The sequence below is a fragment of the Porphyrobacter sp. MBR-49 genome (genome assembly GCF_053628655.1).
The window spans coordinates 366,817-383,188 of record NZ_JBRJGU010000002.1 but is presented as its reverse complement, the minus strand read 5'-3'; the positions used below and the strand labels follow the sequence as shown (position 1 = coordinate 383,188).

12 protein-coding genes and 1 pseudogene are annotated in these 16,372 nt (G+C 61.1%); 11 read left to right on the top strand and 2 right to left on the bottom strand.

Going from position 1 to position 16,372, the window contains the following annotated elements; all coding sequences use genetic code 11:
- The first annotated feature begins 119 nt into the window (after nucleotides 1-119).
- The 9 genes and pseudogenes from ACSSV3_RS04080 (at nucleotide 120) to ACSSV3_RS04040 (ending at nucleotide 13,170) form a co-directional block, all read left to right on the top strand.
- Entirely contained in the window at nucleotides 120-1,202 is a 1,083-nt protein-coding gene (locus ACSSV3_RS04080; protein WP_354323950.1) for a CaiB/BaiF CoA transferase family protein, read from the top strand.
- Entirely contained in the window at nucleotides 1,202-1,651 is a 450-nt protein-coding gene (locus ACSSV3_RS04075; protein WP_354323949.1) for a MaoC family dehydratase, read from the top strand. The genes ACSSV3_RS04080 and ACSSV3_RS04075 overlap by 1 nt, the downstream gene beginning before the upstream one ends.
- A gap of 55 nt (nucleotides 1,652-1,706) precedes the next feature.
- Complete coding sequence (locus ACSSV3_RS04070) at nucleotides 1,707-3,659, top strand: DUF3604 domain-containing protein (protein WP_354323947.1); 1,953 nt, start codon at nucleotides 1,707-1,709, stop codon at nucleotides 3,657-3,659.
- Nucleotides 3,656-4,444, top strand: a complete 789-nt coding sequence (locus tag ACSSV3_RS04065; protein ID WP_354323946.1) for a peptidyl-prolyl cis-trans isomerase — start codon at nucleotides 3,656-3,658, stop codon at nucleotides 4,442-4,444. Before ACSSV3_RS04070 ends, ACSSV3_RS04065 begins: the two co-directional genes overlap by 4 nt.
- The gene (locus ACSSV3_RS04060; protein WP_354323944.1) at nucleotides 4,441-5,445 is read left to right on the top strand and encodes a HupE/UreJ family protein; all 1,005 of its coding nucleotides are present in this window, start codon (nucleotides 4,441-4,443) and stop codon (nucleotides 5,443-5,445) included. The genes ACSSV3_RS04065 and ACSSV3_RS04060 overlap by 4 nt, the downstream gene beginning before the upstream one ends.
- A 71-nt stretch (nucleotides 5,446-5,516) precedes the next feature.
- A pseudogene (locus ACSSV3_RS04055) lies at nucleotides 5,517-6,053 on the top strand (IS481 family transposase); the annotation flags it as partial.
- 306 nt (nucleotides 6,054-6,359) lie between these two features.
- Entirely contained in the window at nucleotides 6,360-8,102 is a 1,743-nt protein-coding gene (locus ACSSV3_RS04050) for a BCCT family transporter (protein WP_354323942.1), read from the top strand.
- A 351-nt stretch (nucleotides 8,103-8,453) separates the two neighbouring features.
- Nucleotides 8,454-11,114 (top strand): TonB-dependent receptor, encoded by a 2,661-nt coding sequence (locus ACSSV3_RS04045; protein ID WP_354323940.1) that lies wholly within the window; start codon nucleotides 8,454-8,456, stop codon nucleotides 11,112-11,114.
- A gap of 76 nt (nucleotides 11,115-11,190) precedes the next feature.
- A complete protein-coding gene (locus ACSSV3_RS04040) occupies nucleotides 11,191-13,170 on the top strand; it encodes a tetratricopeptide repeat-containing sulfotransferase family protein (RefSeq protein WP_354323939.1) in 1,980 nt (659 codons plus the stop codon).
- Nucleotides 13,171-13,605: 435 nt separating this feature from the next.
- Here ACSSV3_RS04040 and ACSSV3_RS04035 read toward each other — a convergent pair whose 3' ends face one another.
- Nucleotides 13,606-13,851, bottom strand: a complete 246-nt coding sequence (locus tag ACSSV3_RS04035) for a hypothetical protein (protein WP_354323937.1) — start codon at nucleotides 13,849-13,851, stop codon at nucleotides 13,606-13,608.
- A gap of 390 nt (nucleotides 13,852-14,241) precedes the next feature.
- Here ACSSV3_RS04035 and mobC point away from each other — a divergent pair, with 390 nt between their 5' ends.
- Together mobC and ACSSV3_RS04025 are read left to right on the top strand one after the other, a co-directional pair.
- On the top strand, nucleotides 14,242-14,601 hold the full coding sequence (gene mobC, locus ACSSV3_RS04030) for a plasmid mobilization relaxosome protein MobC (protein ID WP_354323936.1): 360 nt from the start codon (nucleotides 14,242-14,244) through the stop codon (nucleotides 14,599-14,601).
- Nucleotides 14,598-15,917 (top strand): relaxase/mobilization nuclease domain-containing protein, encoded by a 1,320-nt coding sequence (locus ACSSV3_RS04025; RefSeq protein WP_354323934.1) that lies wholly within the window; start codon nucleotides 14,598-14,600, stop codon nucleotides 15,915-15,917. The genes mobC and ACSSV3_RS04025 overlap by 4 nt, the downstream gene beginning before the upstream one ends.
- A gap of 18 nt (nucleotides 15,918-15,935) precedes the next feature.
- Here the strand turns inward: ACSSV3_RS04025 and ACSSV3_RS04020 are convergent, their stop codons facing one another.
- The gene (locus ACSSV3_RS04020) at nucleotides 15,936-16,370 is read right to left on the bottom strand and encodes a hypothetical protein (protein ID WP_354323932.1); all 435 of its coding nucleotides are present in this window, start codon (nucleotides 16,368-16,370) and stop codon (nucleotides 15,936-15,938) included.
- Nucleotides 16,371-16,372 lie beyond the last annotated feature (2 nt).

Below are 16,372 nucleotides of genomic sequence, written 5' to 3'. Positions count from 1 at the left end.
GGTTGCGCCTATGGGCAGGAGGCTGGCGCTGTCAATTGCCGCGCAGGCCGGGTTGTCGCAAGCGCGGGCTTGCCCTCCGGTTCATGACACGCCACACACGCGGCCAAAGGGAGAGACAGATGAACCAGCCATCAGGGCCGCTTTCGGGCCTCAGGGTGATCGAATTCAGCGGCATCGGGCCGGGGCCGCATGTCGCGATGTTGCTGGCTGATCTGGGCGCCGAAGTGGTGCGGGTTGACCGGCCCGGCGCGGGGGTGGGCAACCCCGTGGTTGAACGCGCGCGGCATCGGCTGGCGGTGGATCTGAAAAGCGATGATGGCAAGGCGCAGGTGCGCGCCGCCGTGGCCCATGCCGATGTGCTGATCGAAGGGTTTCGCCCCGGCGTGATGGAGCGGTTGGGGCTGGGGCCGGAAGAACTGCTCGGCCTCAACCCGCGCCTTGTCTATGCCCGCATGACCGGCTGGGGGCAGGACGGCCCACTCGCCCACGCGGCTGGCCACGATATCAACTACATCGCCATCACCGGCGCGCTGGCGGCGGTGGGCAAGCCGGGCGAAACCGCCACCCCGCCGCAGAACCTGGTCGGCGATTTCGGCGGCGGGTCGATGTATTGCGCCTTCGGGATCATGGCCGCGCTGTATGAACGCGAAAAATCGGGCAAGGGCCAGGTGGTCGATGCCGCGATTGTCGACGGGGTGACCAGCCTGATGAGTTTCTTCTTCGGGGCGCGCGGGGTGCCGCATCTCTCGACCGAGCGGGGCAAGGGGATGCTGGGCGGGGCGGCGCATTTCTACCGCTGCTTCACTTGCAAGGATGGCAAGGAAATCTCGCTCGGTTCCATCGAACCGCAATTCTATGCCGAGATGCTGGCCAAGGCAGGCGCTCCGGCGGAATTGGCGCAAGGCCAGATGAACCCCGCCAACTGGGATGATTACGCCGCCCGGTTGGCCGCGCTGTTCCTCACCCGGACGCAGGCGGAGTGGTGCGATCTGCTCGAAGGCAGCGATGCCTGCTTCGCCCCGGTGCTGACGCTCGACGAGGCACGCAGCCATCCGCACATGAAGGCGCGCGGGGCCTATGTCGAACATGACGGCGCATGGCACACCGCCCCTGCGCCGCGTTTCAGCCGCACGCCGGGCGCCGTTCGATCAAGCGCGGATGACGGCGCGGATGTGGTCGCAAGCTGGGGGAGCCAAGCATAATGGCGGGCAAGTTTTTCGATGAATGGGTGGTGGGGACACGGATCGAACACGAAATCCGCCGCACCGTGACGGAAACCGACAATCTGCTGTTCTCCACCATGACCCATAACCCGCAGCCGCTGCATCTGGATGTCGAGGCGGCCAAGGCAAGCGGTTATGGGCAGATTCTGGTGAACTCCACCTTCACCTTCGCGCTGCTGGTCGGCCTGTCGGTGGGGGACACCACGCTGGGCACGCTGGTCGCCAACCTCGGCTTTGACAAGGTGGTGACGCCCAAGCCGGTGTTCATCGGCGACACGCTGCGCGCCTATTCCGAGGTCAAGGAATTGCGGGACAGCAAATCGCGTCCCGATGCCGGGATCGTCACCTTCATCCACGAAATGTGGAACCAGCGCGACGAGGTGGTGTGCCGCTGCGAACGGTCGGCGTTGCTGAGGCGCTCTGCTTGACGCACGGCCCGCGCGGCACAATAACCGCGCTCGGGCGATTTTGAGGGGAAAAGGCATGAACCGCGCAATCAGGCGGCTGACGCTGGCCAGCGTTCTGGCGATGGCACTGACGGCGTGTGGCGGCGAAGCCGACGTGCCCGAAGAACAGACCGGCACCGGTGAAGGCACGATCACGCTCGCCGAATTTCCCGATCGGCCATATTGGGGCGACACCCACCTTCACACCGACAATTCGATCGACGCATTCGGCTTTGGCGTCAGGCTTGGGCCGGAGGCCGCGCTGCGCTTTGCCTCGGGCGAGGAAGTTGAGGCGACCACCGGGGGTAAGGCCAGACTGGCGCGGCCGCTCGATTTCCTCGTGATTGCCGATCACTCGGACGGGCTGGGCGCGACCCGGCGGCTTTATGACGCCCCACGCTGGTATGTGAAATGGGTGATCGGCGATGATACCATGCTGCGGTGGTATGACATGATGCACGAAAGCCCCGAACAATCGGTTCGCGCCGTTGCCGAACTGGTTACTGCGGCGGCCAATAACGAATTGCCCGCAGCGCTGCGCGATCAGGCCAATCGGGAAGAGAACACGCGCGACATCTGGGCCACTCACCTGAGCATTCTTGACCGTTATAACAAGCCGGGCAAGTTCACCGCGCTGGCCGGGTTTGAATGGACCTTGATGCCTGATGGTAACAATCTGCACCGCGTGGTGATGTTCCGCGATGGCCGCGACCGGACCGAAACCGTGCTGCCGTTTCCGGGATTAAGCACCACTGCCGAACAGCTGTGGGACTACCTTGCGGCCTATGAACAGAGCACCGGCGGCAGGGCGCTGGCGATCCCGCATAATTCGAACGTTTCGAACGGGCTGATGTTCGAAATGACCATGCCCGATGGGTCGCCCATGACTGCCGAATACGCGATGAAGCGCGCGACCTATGAACCGGTGGTTGAGGCAGCCCAGATCAAGGGCGACAGCGAAAGCCATCCGTTCCTTTCGCCCAATGATGAAATGGCCGGATTTGGTGTCAAGGGCTGGGAACTGGGCAACCTGCCGCTGACCGCGCCGATGAAGGATGATATGTTCGGCGGGTCCTATGTGCGCGAGGCGTTGAAGCGGGGCCTGTCGCTGGAACAACAGCTTGGCGTGAACCCCTATGCTTTCGGCATGGTCGGTTCGACGGATAGCCACACCTCGCTCGCCACGTCGGATGAAGACAATTTCTGGGGCAAGCACACCGGCAACGAACCGGCCTATAAAGACCGTGCGGTGGTGTCTCAGAACCTTGGCACGTCACAGGGACGGTTTGGCTGGCATTACCTTGCCGGCGGCTATGCGGCGGCCTGGGCGCGGGGCAATACGCGCGCCGAAATCTTTGATGCCTTCTCCCGGCGCGAGGTTTACGCCACCACCGGCCCGCGCATGAGCGTGCGGGTGTTCGGCGGCTTTGACTTCGATGCGCAGGACTGGGACGGCGACTGGGTGCGCAAGGGCTATGCCAGCGGCGTGCCGATGGGCGGCGAACTGACCGACAAGGGCACCGCGCCGCGCTTTATGATCAGCGCGCTGAAAGACCCGGACGGCGCCAATCTTGACCGCGTTCAGGTGGTCAAGGGCTGGGTGGATTCCAGCGGCCAGACGCAGGAACGCGTCTATGATGCCGTGTGGAGCGACATGGCCACCCGCGTGCGGTCTGGCGGCAAGGTTCCGGCGGTCGGCGATACGGTCAACCGCAAGAACGCGACCTTCACCAACACCATCGGTGCCACCGAACTGCGCACCGTGTGGACCGATCCCGATTACACCCCCGGCCAGCGCGCGTTCTATTACGTGCGCGTGATCGAAATCCCGACACCGCGCTGGACTTTGTTCGATGCGGTGCGGTTCGGGATCACGCTGAGCAAGGAAGCGATGGATGACGCCGTGGCGCAAGAACGCGCCTATACGTCGCCGATCTGGCTGAAGCTGGCAAAACGTCCCGCTGCCCCGGCGGTGATGGAGCGCAAGTGAGGCTTTCCGGCTGGACGCGAGAACCGCTGGTCCACTTTCTTGTCGCAGGCTTCGCGCTGTTTGCGCTGCTTACCTGGAGCAGCTCCGGTGAGGTCGATCCTGCGAGCCGGGTGATTTCGGTCGATCGCGCGCAGCAGGCCGAGCTTGCGCTGCAATTCCAACGCATGATGGGCCGCGCGCCGACCGATGCCGAACTCGCCACCGCGATTGATCGGTTCGTGCGCGATGAGGTGCTGTATCGTGAGGCGCTGCGGTTGGGGCTGGGCCAGGGGGACGCGGTTGTGCGGCGGCGGCTTGTTACCAAGATGGATCTGTCGGCCAGCGCGGCGGCGGAAGCAGCCGATCCGGACGAGGCGGTGCTGCGCGCCTTCTACAAAAAGAATGCAGACCGGTATGACGGCGAGGAAAAGGTCAGCTTCGTCCAAGCGTGGTTCGAGACCGAGGCCGAGGCAAAAGCGGCGCTGGGCGGAAATGTGCGGGGCGGCTCGATCAGCCTCCCGGGCGTGGTCGGCGGCAAGCCGATGCGCGATGTGGAAATCCAGTTTGGGGCGGAATTCGCCCGCGGACTGACCACCCTCAAACCCGGCGAGGATTGGCAGGGGCCTATACGTTCAGGCTTCGGCTGGCACCTTGTCAGGCTGCGCAATCGTTACAGCGATATGGTGGACTTCGAGAGCGTTCGCGCACGCGTTGAAAACGACTGGCGCAGCGCCGAAATCGCCGCGCGCAAGGAACGCGCCTTCACCGTTCTGCGGGAAGCCTATCGGGTCGAGATCGCGCAATGATCCGCCGCGTGGTGGCGATGCTGGCCGCGCTGTGGGCCGCCTGCGCCGCTGCGCCACTCACCGCCGATGAATTGCGCCCTGCGGTGATCGAATTGACCGAACGCGCTTCGGGTGAATGGACGATCGAATGGCAGATTCCCATCGCCGCAACCCGCAGCGGGGAAATCGCCGCGCTGCCCGGCCCGGTGATCCCGGAAACCTGCACCATGCAGGGCGCGTTGGTGCAGCGCGCCGCGCCCACGGCATTGCTCGGCAGCGCGCGGCTGATGTGCGCGGGCACGCTGGCCGGTCAGGCTTTCGGCTTTTCCGAACTGATCGGCAGCGCCGATGCCATCGCCCGCATGATCCCGCGCGAAGGCGCGGCGCAGACATTCCGCCTGACCGCCGCTGCACCCACCGCCACCATCGCCGCCGCGCCCGATCGCTGGCAGGTGGCGCGCGATTATTTCATCATCGGCGCGCAGCACATCCTGTGGGGCTGGGATCATTTGCTGTTCGTGATTGCGCTGGTGTTGCTGGTGCGGACGCCATGGCCGGTGATAAAGGCGGCGACGGCCTTCACCATCGCCCATTCGATCACGCTGGTGGCAACCGCGCTGGGCTATGCCGGCTTGCCGAGCCGCCCGGTCGAGGCGTTGATCGCGCTTTCGATCGTGTTCCTTGCGGTGGAGGTTGCGCTGGTGCTGCGTGATCCGCAGCGGCGAACATGGGCCCGGCGCGTGCCGTGGCTGGTCGCGTTCGGCTTTGGCCTGTTTCACGGCTTCGGCTTTGCCGGGGCGCTGGCCGAAATCGGTCTGCCGCAGGGGGAAATCGCGGCCGCGCTGCTGGCGTTCAACATCGGGGTCGAAGCGGGACAATTGCTGGTGATCGCGGGGGTTCTGGCGCTGCTAGCCGCGATAAGCCGTGCGCTGCCGCGGCTTGAACTACCAGCATTGCGGGTCGCCGCCTATGGCATCGGCATAACTGGCAGCTTCTGGTTGTTCGAGCGGGTCATTCTCTAGGGCTCTGAGCCTAGGTGTTTGGTCCCAGCATGTGATGGTGTAAGATTATTATCATCACAGCGGAGGGATCTATGGGACAGATTCTACGCGGCAGCGCCAAGACCACGCACGCCATTCGAGGCGAGCTACAGCGATCATAAGCTTCGGTCGCGAGCCTTGCGAAGCGGTTCAGCATCAACGAGAAGACAGTCCTAAAGTGGCGCAAGCGGCAGTCAGTGGAGGACATGCCAATGGGTCCGAAGGAGCGCCGCAGCACCGTGCTCTCACCGATGGAAGAAACTGCCATCGTGGCGCTGCGGGTGCAGGCGCGGCTGCCCCTGGATGACGTCTACATCGCGCTGAAGGATGTTATTCCCCAACTGACGCGCTCGTCGCTGCACCGTTGCCTGCAACGCCACGGCATCAGTCGCCTGCCCAAAGCCGACCGCGAGAAGCCGAAGAAGTTCAAGAACTACGAGATCGGCTACTTCCACATCGATATTGCCGAACTGCGCTACGAGGGCGGGAAAGGCTTCCTGTTCGTCGCTGTCGACCGCACCTCAAAGCTGGTCTTCGCCCGCACCTGCCAAGGCAACGGCATCGAGCATCGCCTCACCAAACCCACCCATCACATGCTGGGACCAAACACCTAGGGCGCAAGGCACCCTTACCTGGTGAAGCGGTGATTCGTTGCTTGCGGTGCTGCGTGCTGTCCTGAGGGGTTGCAAATGCCATCAAGCGGGGTAGGACTACGTCCATCACAAACTCCGCAGCCGGGGAACGGGTCATTGCCGCTATGCGCATGACTGTTACGTTGGTGTCCGTCTGGGACAGCCCCATGCCTTTTCACGAAAGCGGACAGAGCTTTGGCATTTATGCCGGCAGCGTAATTCCGCGTCGCCTTTTGCCACGGTTCCGTTCGGGATAGGAACGCGATGAGCAGCAGGGCCAGCGAGACACCCTCACAGGCAGATCAGCACATGGGCGAGCCAGCCGACTGGCCGATTGATCCGCCGCTGGTCGAACTTGAAATCGAAACCCACGACCGCGGCTTCTATGACGGGTTCAGCCGGGCAGTGACAATCCCGGCCAAGGTGATTGTATCGCTGCTGATCATGTGGGCGATCTTTTTTCCGGTGAATGCCAGCAAGACGCTGAGCGCAGCCAATTCAACCATCATCTCGACCTTCGGCGGCTGGTATGTCTATCTCGTCACGGCCCTGATCATCGCCTGCCTTGGGCTGGCGCTGGTGCCGGGGACCGGATCGCTCAGGATCGGCCCACCCGGAGAAAAGCCCGAGTTCAGCCGTTTCTCGTGGTTTTCGATGCTGTTCGGGGCCGGGATCGGCATCGGCATGCTGACCTATTCGACCGGTGAGCCGCTCGCCCATTTTGCCAATAACCCCGATATCATCCGTGGAACCATCGCAGCGCAAAGCGCAGCGGCGGTGCGCCCGGCTTACATGTATACCTTCCTCCACTGGGGGCTCGGAGCGTGGTGCACCTATGCGCTCGTCGGCCTCGCGATCGGCTATGTCGCGCACCGGCGCGATCTGCCGCTGACGATCCGCTCCGCGCTCGCTCCGCTGTTCGGGCGAGTTATGGAAGGGCCAGCCGGCCACGTGGTCGACATCGTCGCCGTGGTGGCAACGATCCTCGGCGTGGCAGTGACGATGGGGTTAGGGGTCGAACAGTTCGTCGCCGGTCTTGCGCGGTTGGGAATAGGCGACTGGCTCTTGGCCGAGAACGGCTCGGCCTCGGCGCTTGCCATCGTGGTTTCTCTGGTCACGCTAGTTGGAGCCGCGACGCTGAGCGCATTGTCGGGTGTGGGACGTGGGATCAAGTGGCTGTCAAACCTCAACATGGGGTTATCCCTGAGCCTGCTCGCGCTGTTCGCGACGTTCGGAGCGGGACTCTATGGGCTCGAACGGCTCGGCGTGGGGCTATGGGACTATCTCCGCTTGCTTCCGCAACAATCGCTCAGCCTGTTAAGCGCCGATGGTACTGCGATGGGCGCAGCGCTGCACCAATGGCAGCTCGACTGGACAGTGTTCTACTGGGCGTGGTGGATTGCCTTCGCGCCATTCGTCGGCATGTTCATCGCGCGCATCTCACGCGGGCGGACGATCCGCGAATACATATTCGGGGTCACGATCGTGCCCTCGCTTATGTGTTTTGTATGGATGGCGCTGGTTGGCGGGACTGCGATCGAGCTCGAATTATCGGGGGTTGCCGGAGGCCGGATTCTCGGTGCGCCGATGTCGGACCAACTGTTTGCGACCCTCGCCGTGCTGCTTGAGCCGGGATTGGCGCTGGTGGTGGCCGGATTGGTGGTGGTGCTGTTGATGACCTATCTGGTCACATCCGCCGACAGCGCGATCCTGATCGTCAACACCATCAACGGCGCGGGCGATGATGAGGGCAGCCGACGCTACCACATCTTGTTCTGGGGTGCGGCGATCGCTTTCGTTGTCGGCTCGATGCTGATCCTCGGCGGGATCGAGGCGATCCGCATCACCATGATTATCGGCGCGCTGCCGTTCTCCTTTGTCGTCGCGCTGATGGGCATCGCGATCATCAAAGCGGTGGTGTTTGATCTCATCCGCAAAAAGCATGGCGTGCCGACCACGGCGCAGGGCTGCGAGGAATGGGCCGGGAAAGTATCGGCTGCGGAGTGATTTGAGTGCAACTTCACAATGCTATAAATAAAAATTGACTACTGTGCGATAATATCAATAAAAATAAATAATAAATATCGCAGACCATAACATATAAAAAATCCCGAAGAAAAATTTTCTTGATATTATTTCATGTATTGCAAATACGACTTGAATATTTAGTGGTGTTGTGATTCTGCAACAGCCACAAAAAGCTTTTGCATGATTTTGACGAGTCTGGTGGAAATCACAGATTTCCCTTGTTAGCGCCCCTTTCATCACCACGATGCCTACCGTGCTCGTGCCATTTCTTGGGTCATGTCGGTGCACTCCTTGCATCGCGACCTGTTCCTAAGCCTAAGGGGGGCTTACATGTTAAAGATACTCGGCGGTGCGTCGATCGGCGCACTTGCGATCGCGATTGCGTCTCCTGTTGCCGCGCAGGACGCAGGTTCCAACTCCACCTCCAGCCAGCGTCCACGAGATCAGGGCGGGGTCAAGACGATCATCGTAACCGCACAGAAGCGTTCTGAAGACCTTCAGGATGTGCCGATCTCGGTGACCGCGCTGGGCGAGAAAGAGCTTTCCCAGCTCAATATCGATACCTTCGAAGACTATCTCGACCAGTTGCCCAATGTCACTGCAGGCGGCGGCGGGCCTGGGCAGAACACGATCTATATCCGCGGCCTGGCATCGACCACGCCCAACCTCACCGTCGCGGGTGTCGCGGGCCTCGCGCCCAATGTCGCCTTCTATCTCGATGAACAGCCGCTTGCCCAGCCGGGCCGAAACCTCGATGTCTATGCCGCCGATATGCAGCGGATCGAGGTGCTGTCAGGGCCGCAGGGCACGTTGTTCGGGGCCAGTTCGCAGGCGGGCGTGGTTCGGTTGATCACCAACAAGCCCGATTTGTCCGGCTTTGACGCAAGCTTTGATTCAAGCGTGTCTTTCACCAAAAGCGGGGAGGAAAGCTATTCGGTCAAGGCCATGCTGAACGTCCCTGTGACCGACACCTTCGCCCTACGCGGCGTGGTGTTTCTTGATGACCAGGGCGGTTATATCGATAATGTGGCGGGCAGGCGCGATCTGTCTGAAAGTGCGCGCTTCCGGCCCCAAGGCACGGTGCGCGCCAATGGTGTGCCGGTGAACGCCAACCGCTCCGGGTTCCAGTCGACCGCAGACCTTTCGGGCGTAACTTTCCTTGAAGCCGACAATGCCGGCCTCGTGCGCAAGGATTTCAACGACACCCAGTATTCGGGCTTTCGCGCCACCGCGCTGTGGGAAATCACGCCTGACTGGACGGTGACTGTCGCCCATACCCGTCAGAGCCTTGAGACCGATGGTGTTTTCTTCGCCGATCCTGAACTGGGCGGGCTCGATGATCTGGAAATCCAGCGCTTCGAGGATGACCGGCTGGAGGATGATTTCTCCAACACCAGTTGGACGGTCGAAGGGCGCATCGCGATGCTCGATGTGGTTTATACCGGCGCTTATACTGATCGCGACACCGATCAGCGGATCGACTACACCGATTACCTGTTCGTGGGCCAGTATCTGCCCTATTACATCTGCGACGGGTCGGTGACCTATCCAGGCGCGGCCGCACCCAGCGGCACCTGCCAGGAACCCAATCTGTTCGTTACCTCGGACAGCCAGACGCAGGTCTTCACGCAGGAATTGCGTTTTTCGACCCCGGATACCTGGCCGGTGCGCGCGACCGTGGGCGGATTCTATTCCGATCTTGAGCTGAAGGAGCGCAACGACTTCAACTACCCCGGCAATATCGATGCCGCGCCGTTTGGCGGTTTTGCGCCCAATTTCCCCTTTCAGGATGCGTTCAACACCGATGCCGGGCCGTTCCCGCGTAGTGTGATCTTCCGCAATGATGTCCGCCGCACCGATGAACAGTTCGGTCTGTTCGGCGAGGCCGCGTTTGACATTGTACCTGATCTGCTGACCCTGACATTGGGCGCAAGATATTATGATGTCGAGGTCGACCTTGAAGGCGGCGCCAATGGCAGCTTCTGCAACACCAGCGGGACTGACGAAAACGCCTTCGGCACCAATATCTCCGACCTTTTCGACGGGGACGGCAATTTCTTCTTCAACCTGTCATGTTCGGAAAGCCTGCGGCAGAACTTCACGTTGAACGACAGTCTTGCTGATATCGAGGCAGCAGGGCTTTCCCCGGCGCAGGCGCAGCGTGTGTTCAATTCGGTGCGTGCGCCCGATGTAGCGTCGACCGACGGCACCATCCTCAAAGGCACGGTAACGTTGACACCAACACCCGACACCCTGTTCTACGCGACCTATTCGGAAGGCTTCCGTCCGGGCCTGCTCAACCGTCCGGGCGGCGCACCGGGGCCGAACAACTTTACCGTGCCGTTCGATCTGCAGACCGACGAGGTGGAGAACTATGAGTTCGGCTGGAAGCTCGATCTGATCGACGGGCAGCTGCGTTTCAATGGCAGCGCGTTCTATGTCGATATCTCGAATCTGCAAACGACGATCTTCGACCCCTCGATCACCAACCTGTTTTTCTCGGCCAATGCCGCCGACGCGGAAATTTATGGGTTGGAAGCGGACTTCACCTTCGCACCCTATGCTGTGCCGGGCCTGACAGTGGCGGGGGCGCTATCGATCCTTGACACCGAGGTAACCGAGGTTTTGATCCCCACCGATGACGTGGTCGAAGGTTCGGATCTGGCCTTTGCGCCATCGTTCCAAGGCAATTTCCGGGTGCGCTACGAATTCGATCTGAACGCGACGCTGGGCGCCTATGTCATGCCGCAGGTCACGCACTCGGCCAGCAAGTTTACCGACATTATCGAGATCAACCGGCTGCGGCTCGACAGCTATACCGTGGTCGATTTGGCTGCCGGGATCGAGAAGGACCAGTGGAGCTTTGAGATCTTCGGAGAAAACCTGTTTGATGAACGCGCCCAGATTTCAGGCAATTTCGTCAACGACCGCGCGCGGATCGTCACCAACCGCCCGCTCACGGTCGGGTTCAGAGTGGGCTACGACTACTGATCACGCACAGGGCGCGCGCAGGCGGCGGGGGTGAACAGGGGTTCATCCCCGCCGTCTTGCGTGTAGACCGGCCAGCATGAGCAATCGCGAGACACAGCTCAAATCCGCGCAGGATGCGATCCGGGCGAGCCGTTTTGCCGAGGGGCTGACGTTGGCGCGCTCGCTGCTGGATGATGCGCCAGACGAAGGCGACGCGCTCTATCTTGCAGCAGTCGCTGCGCGATACCTCGGGGATTTCCCGGCCGCCGGGGATTATCTCGCCCGGCTCCATACTGCCATGCCCGAATATGGCCGCGCGTGGCAAGAGGCTGGGCATCTGGCCTTGGCACAAGGCCGCCGGGATGCCGCACTGGCAGCGTTCCAGCGGGCCACACGTTTCAACCCTGCGCTGGAAGCGAGTTGGCGCGAACAGGCGCGGCTGCTGGCCAAGTCCGGGCGCAAGGCCGATGCCAATGCCGCGACGTTCCAGCAACAGCGCCTAGCCCGGCTTCCGCATGAACTGGTGGCGGTCACAAACCATCTTGCCGAGGGCCGGTTGCTGCGCGCCGAGGAAATTTGCCGCCATTATCTGCGCACGCACCCGGTGCGCGATGCCGACCATATCGAGGGGATGCGGCTGCTGGCGCGGATCGGGATCGAATTTGGTGTGCTGGAGGAAGCCGAATTTCTGCTTGAAAGCGCACTCGCTTTCCGGCCCGATGATGTGCAACTGCGGCTGGATTACATCGATGTGTTGCGGCGGCGGCAGGACTTCGCCAAAGCGCGGGCCGAGGCCGAAGCGCTTTACCAACGTGATCCGGACAACCCTCTGTTTCAGTCACGTTTGGCGATCGAGAGCATGCAGAGCGGCGATTATGCGCGCGGACTGTCCTTGTTCGACAAGGTGCTCGAAAAGCTGCCGGACGATCCTGCCAACCTCACCAGCAAGGGGCATGCGCTCAAGACCACCGGTGCAACCGAAGAGGCGATTGCAAGTTATCGTGCGGCGATCGCGGCGAAACCCGATCACGGCGATGCATGGTACGCGCTGGCCAATCTCAAGACCTATCGCTTTGCCGATGACGAGATCGAGCGGATGATAGGACAGGCAGCACGCGGCGATCTGGCCTTCATGGACCGCGTCCATATCGCCTTTGCGCTGGGCAAGGCGCACGAGGATCACGGCGACTATGCAGCCAGCTTTGCCGCCTACGAGGAAGGCAACCGGCTGAAACGCGCCCAGACCCGCTACAGCGCCGACGCGATGAGCGCCGAACTTGCCCGCCAAAAGGAAGCATGCACCGCTGAATTGTTCGAGAAGCAAGAGGGCGTCGGCCATGATGCGCCCGACCCGATCTTCATCCTCGGCCTGCCGCGCGCGGGCTCAACCTTGCTTGAACAGATTCTCGCCAGCCATTCGCAGATCGACGGAACGCTCGAACTGCCCAATATCCTCGCGCTCGCCCACCGCCTGCGTGGGCGGCGGGTCGGCGAAGACCGTTATCCGCAGGTGCTGCATGATCTGACCGGCGAGCAGTTGGCCGGGTTTGGGCGCGATTTTCTCGCCAACACCCGCATCCATCGCGCGGGCGCGCCGTTCTTCATCGACAAGATGCCCAACAATTTCCGCCATATCGGGCTGATCCACCTGATATTGCCCAAAGCGAAGATCATCGATGCCCGCCGCGCGCCGATGGATTGCTGCTTTTCCGGCTTCAAGCAGCTTTTCGCAGAAGGGCAGGAATTTACCTACGGCCTCACCGAAGTCGGACGATATTATACTGATTACGTCGATCTGATGGCACATTGGGATGCGGTGCTGCCGGGCAAGGTGCTTAGGGTGCAGCATGAGAACGTGCTCGACGATCTCGAAGGCCAGACCCGGCGGATGCTCGATTTTCTGGAACTGCCGTTCGAGGCGGCCTGCCTCGATTTTTACAAGACGGCCCGCGCCGTGCGCACCGCATCTAGCGAGCAGGTACGCCAGCCGCTCAACCGGCAGGGGCAAGGCGCGTGGGAACCGTTCGAACGGTGGCTGGGCGAGCTTAAAACAGCACTCGGTGACCTCGCACTTTGAGCGATTTCGGGCCACATCGTTAAATCCTCGGTGGTTTCTGGCGAAACTCCGGAATCAGCGATATATCAGCGCGCCAAGCGCAACCGACTGATATCTCCAAGCTACTTTTGAGGACAGGATCTCAAAGTTTTAAATGTCTTCGTGGAGGAAATCGTGCTATATTCCAAACAGTTGAATGCTCCAATACCCAAGCCAAGGCGAACGATCGAGATCAAGACTCTCGGAACAACCCGCGACGATTTTCTTGGGCAAAGCTATGAGATTCCGATGTATGAAGTGTCGAAGAAGAGAAAGAGAGCCAAGGCCTGAACACGGCATTTGGCAGCTTGGACATTTATCTGCAATCGGATGCTGGTAGGTCAACTGTATAGCGGATCATCACCACGATTTGATCAGGGCGGACTTGTAACGGTTTTGCGCCGGTCACCTGAGCGTTTAGAGCTCGCAACAGGAGACCGGCGCAAAACCGTTACAAGTCCATATCGCCGGTTCCTGCCGCTTGATCCATTCCTCTGCTGCCAGCGGGCGGCCCGTTCGCAGGCGCGCCTGGAACAAATGGCCACGCCAGCCATCGCGGAAATTGATCATCCGGGTGTAGCGCCGATACGCCACGACCAGCGCGGCGCGCAGGCTGCCTTCGCGCGCGGGCACCAGGATCAGATGGACATGATTGTCCATCATTTCTTGCTGCTATCCGCCGCCTACGGTGTGTCTTGGTCCCGAGCTTCCTCGCCTTGCACCAGTATGCGCCCCTGAAACTGACTTCGCCTTTTGAGCGATACGAGCCAACTGCGTTCAATAGAAGCGCGTTAGCTATCGAGGAGCGATTATGGGAACAGTGGTCCCTTGAGAGGAAAAATCCAATATTCTCATAGGCCGGTGGCGGGCAAGCTGGGAGATTGTTCGAACTATTTCCTTGAGCAAATGGAGGAATGGGGCAAGCTCTTGCGACATTCCAGCCTTGCGCAGATGCAACCTGAAAACCTCAATGAAGGGAAGGACGAGCACGCCCCGTGCGACCGTCCTGCGGTTGCGCGGAGGCGTCGTCGGCGAGCGTAATCGGAGGGCGGGATGGCACGAAAGCCATACGATCCTCCTTTCTCGCTCCGCCTCTCGTTCGAGGAACGGGCACGGCTGACCGAGCAGGCCGAAGGTCAGCCGCTCGGGGCCTATATCCGTTCCCGCCTTCTCGACGAGCCGCCGCGCAGGAAGCGGTTGAGCGAAATCGACCGCGATTCCCTGCTCCGTGTTCTGGGGCAACTGGGGCAGTCGCGGATCGCGAATAATCTCAACCAGCTCGCACGGGCAGCCAATCTTGGCACTTTGCCTGCCACCCCCGAAACCGAAGACGCGCTCACAGAAGCGTCACGGGACATTGCCGAGATTCGCGCCCTGCTGATTAAGGCTCTCGGCATGGAGGCAACTCCATGATCCTGAAAGCGTCCCAGCGCAGCGGCGCTGCCCAGCTCGGTCAGCACCTCCTAAAAACAGAAGAGAACGAGCATGTCGAGGTGCATGAAGTTCGCGGCTTCATGTCGGAATCCGTCATGGGCGCGATGAAGGAGGCGCAAGCGATGGCGAAGGGAACGCGCTGTAAGCAATATCTTTTCTCTGTCTCCCTCAACCCTCCCGAAACCGAAAACGTCCCCGTTGAAGTCTTCGAGGGCGCATTGTCCGCGATAGAGAAAAAACTTGGGCTTGAGGGTCAGCCCCGCATGGTGGTCTTCCATGAAAAGGAAGGTCGCCGTCATGCCCATGCGGTGTGGTCGCGCATTGATGCCGAGACCATGACCGCAAAACAGCTTTCCTTCTTCAAGTCCAAACTTCGTGACGTGTCGAAACAGCTATATCTCGAAAACGGCTGGAAGATGCCGACGGGCCTGATGGATTCCAAGGCCCGCGATCCGCGCAGTTTCACACTTGCCGAGTGGCAGCAGGCAAAGCGCGCAGAACTTGATGCGAAAGCCGTCAAGGGCATCGCGCAGGAATGTTGGGCGGTGTCCGATAATGCGCAAACCTTCGCCCACGCGCTCGAAGAGCGCGGCCTTTATCTGGCGAAGGGTGATCGCCGCTCCCATGTCGCCGTTACCTATGAAGGAGAGGTGTTCGCGCTTTCGCGCCTGATCGGCGTGAAAGCCAAGGATGTCACGGCTAAGATTGGCAAGGCCGATAATCTTCGCTCCGTCGCGGAAACGAAGGCCCATATCGCGGAAGCCATCGCCCCGCGTCTCGACGCCTATCTCAAACAGGCAAAGACTCAGGCGAAAGACGCCATGAAGCAGTTGCATGAAAAGAGGCTGGCGATGCGGGACGCCCATCAGGCGGAGCGTCGTCGGATGGAGCAAGGCCAGCGGCAGCGCTGGCAACGCGAAACACAGGAACGCGCTGCACGACTTCGCACGGGTGTCAGGGGCATGTGGGATCGCCTGACGGGCGACCGCGCCAAGATCGTGAAGCAGAACGAGGTCGAAGCCTATTGGGGATTGCGCCGCGACCGCGACCAGCGCCAGTCCATGCTTGATGCGCAGCATAAAGAGCGGCGGGAATTACAGGCCCGTATCAGGGAGACGCGGGAACGCCATGCCCGCCAGATTCTGGAATTGCACAAACAGGCCGCGAATTATCGCCTCATGCGGGATGGCAACGCACACCGCTCGATCCGCAGCGAGTTCTCGCGGAAAGCGGGCGAAGCCCGCGAGCCACGCGGGCGCGACAATCCATCACGCGGGTTGGAATTGGGTCGGTAGACTTACGATCTGGTGAAGTCAGCTCTTGCGAACTGCCGTCTTGAGCCTTTTCTTGTTTAGGAGATCGAGCATCGAGGCACGTAGAGCGTCGTAGAGACCCTTCGGAATCTTTCCGTAGGCCCATTGTTTGCCCGCAATGACAGGCACAATGCCGGGGTCATTCCATGCGACGCTGTTGGACTCGTTCGCGATGATATAGCTGCGTTCATCGTCGAGGCCGAGATGCTTGCCGACCTTGGTCGGGATTTTGAGGGCGACGATGCCTTCCTGCGGCTCGGAATGTGTGATGGGCGCGACGAGGATTTCGGTCTCGCCGGTATCCTTGCGGACGACGGCGGTAACGATCACACAGGGGCGTTCCTTTGCACCTTCTTCGAAGCCCTTTTCACGCTCATGCGACCACAGGAAATCATATCGGATAACAAGGCCGATTTCCGGCTCCGGTTTCTGCACGA

Bases quoted from the DNA above. Each gene is read 5' to 3' on its own strand.
- ACSSV3_RS04080 (WP_354323950.1), top strand. From the start codon at position 120: ATGAACCAGCCATCAGGGCCGCTTTCGGGCCTCAGGGTGATCGAATTC.
- ACSSV3_RS04075 (WP_354323949.1), top strand. From the start codon at position 1,202: ATGGCGGGCAAGTTTTTCGATGAATGGGTGGTGGGGACACGGATCGAA.
- ACSSV3_RS04070 (WP_354323947.1), top strand. From the start codon at position 1,707: ATGAACCGCGCAATCAGGCGGCTGACGCTGGCCAGCGTTCTGGCGATG.
- ACSSV3_RS04060 (WP_354323944.1), top strand. From the start codon at position 4,441: ATGATCCGCCGCGTGGTGGCGATGCTGGCCGCGCTGTGGGCCGCCTGC.
- ACSSV3_RS04050 (WP_354323942.1), top strand. From the start codon at position 6,360: ATGAGCAGCAGGGCCAGCGAGACACCCTCACAGGCAGATCAGCACATG.
- ACSSV3_RS04045 (WP_354323940.1), top strand. From the start codon at position 8,454: ATGTTAAAGATACTCGGCGGTGCGTCGATCGGCGCACTTGCGATCGCG.
- ACSSV3_RS04040 (WP_354323939.1), top strand. From the start codon at position 11,191: ATGAGCAATCGCGAGACACAGCTCAAATCCGCGCAGGATGCGATCCGG.
- ACSSV3_RS04035 (WP_354323937.1), bottom strand. From the start codon at position 13,851: ATGATGGACAATCATGTCCATCTGATCCTGGTGCCCGCGCGCGAAGGC.
- mobC (WP_354323936.1), top strand. From the start codon at position 14,242: ATGGCACGAAAGCCATACGATCCTCCTTTCTCGCTCCGCCTCTCGTTC.
- ACSSV3_RS04025 (WP_354323934.1), top strand. From the start codon at position 14,598: ATGATCCTGAAAGCGTCCCAGCGCAGCGGCGCTGCCCAGCTCGGTCAG.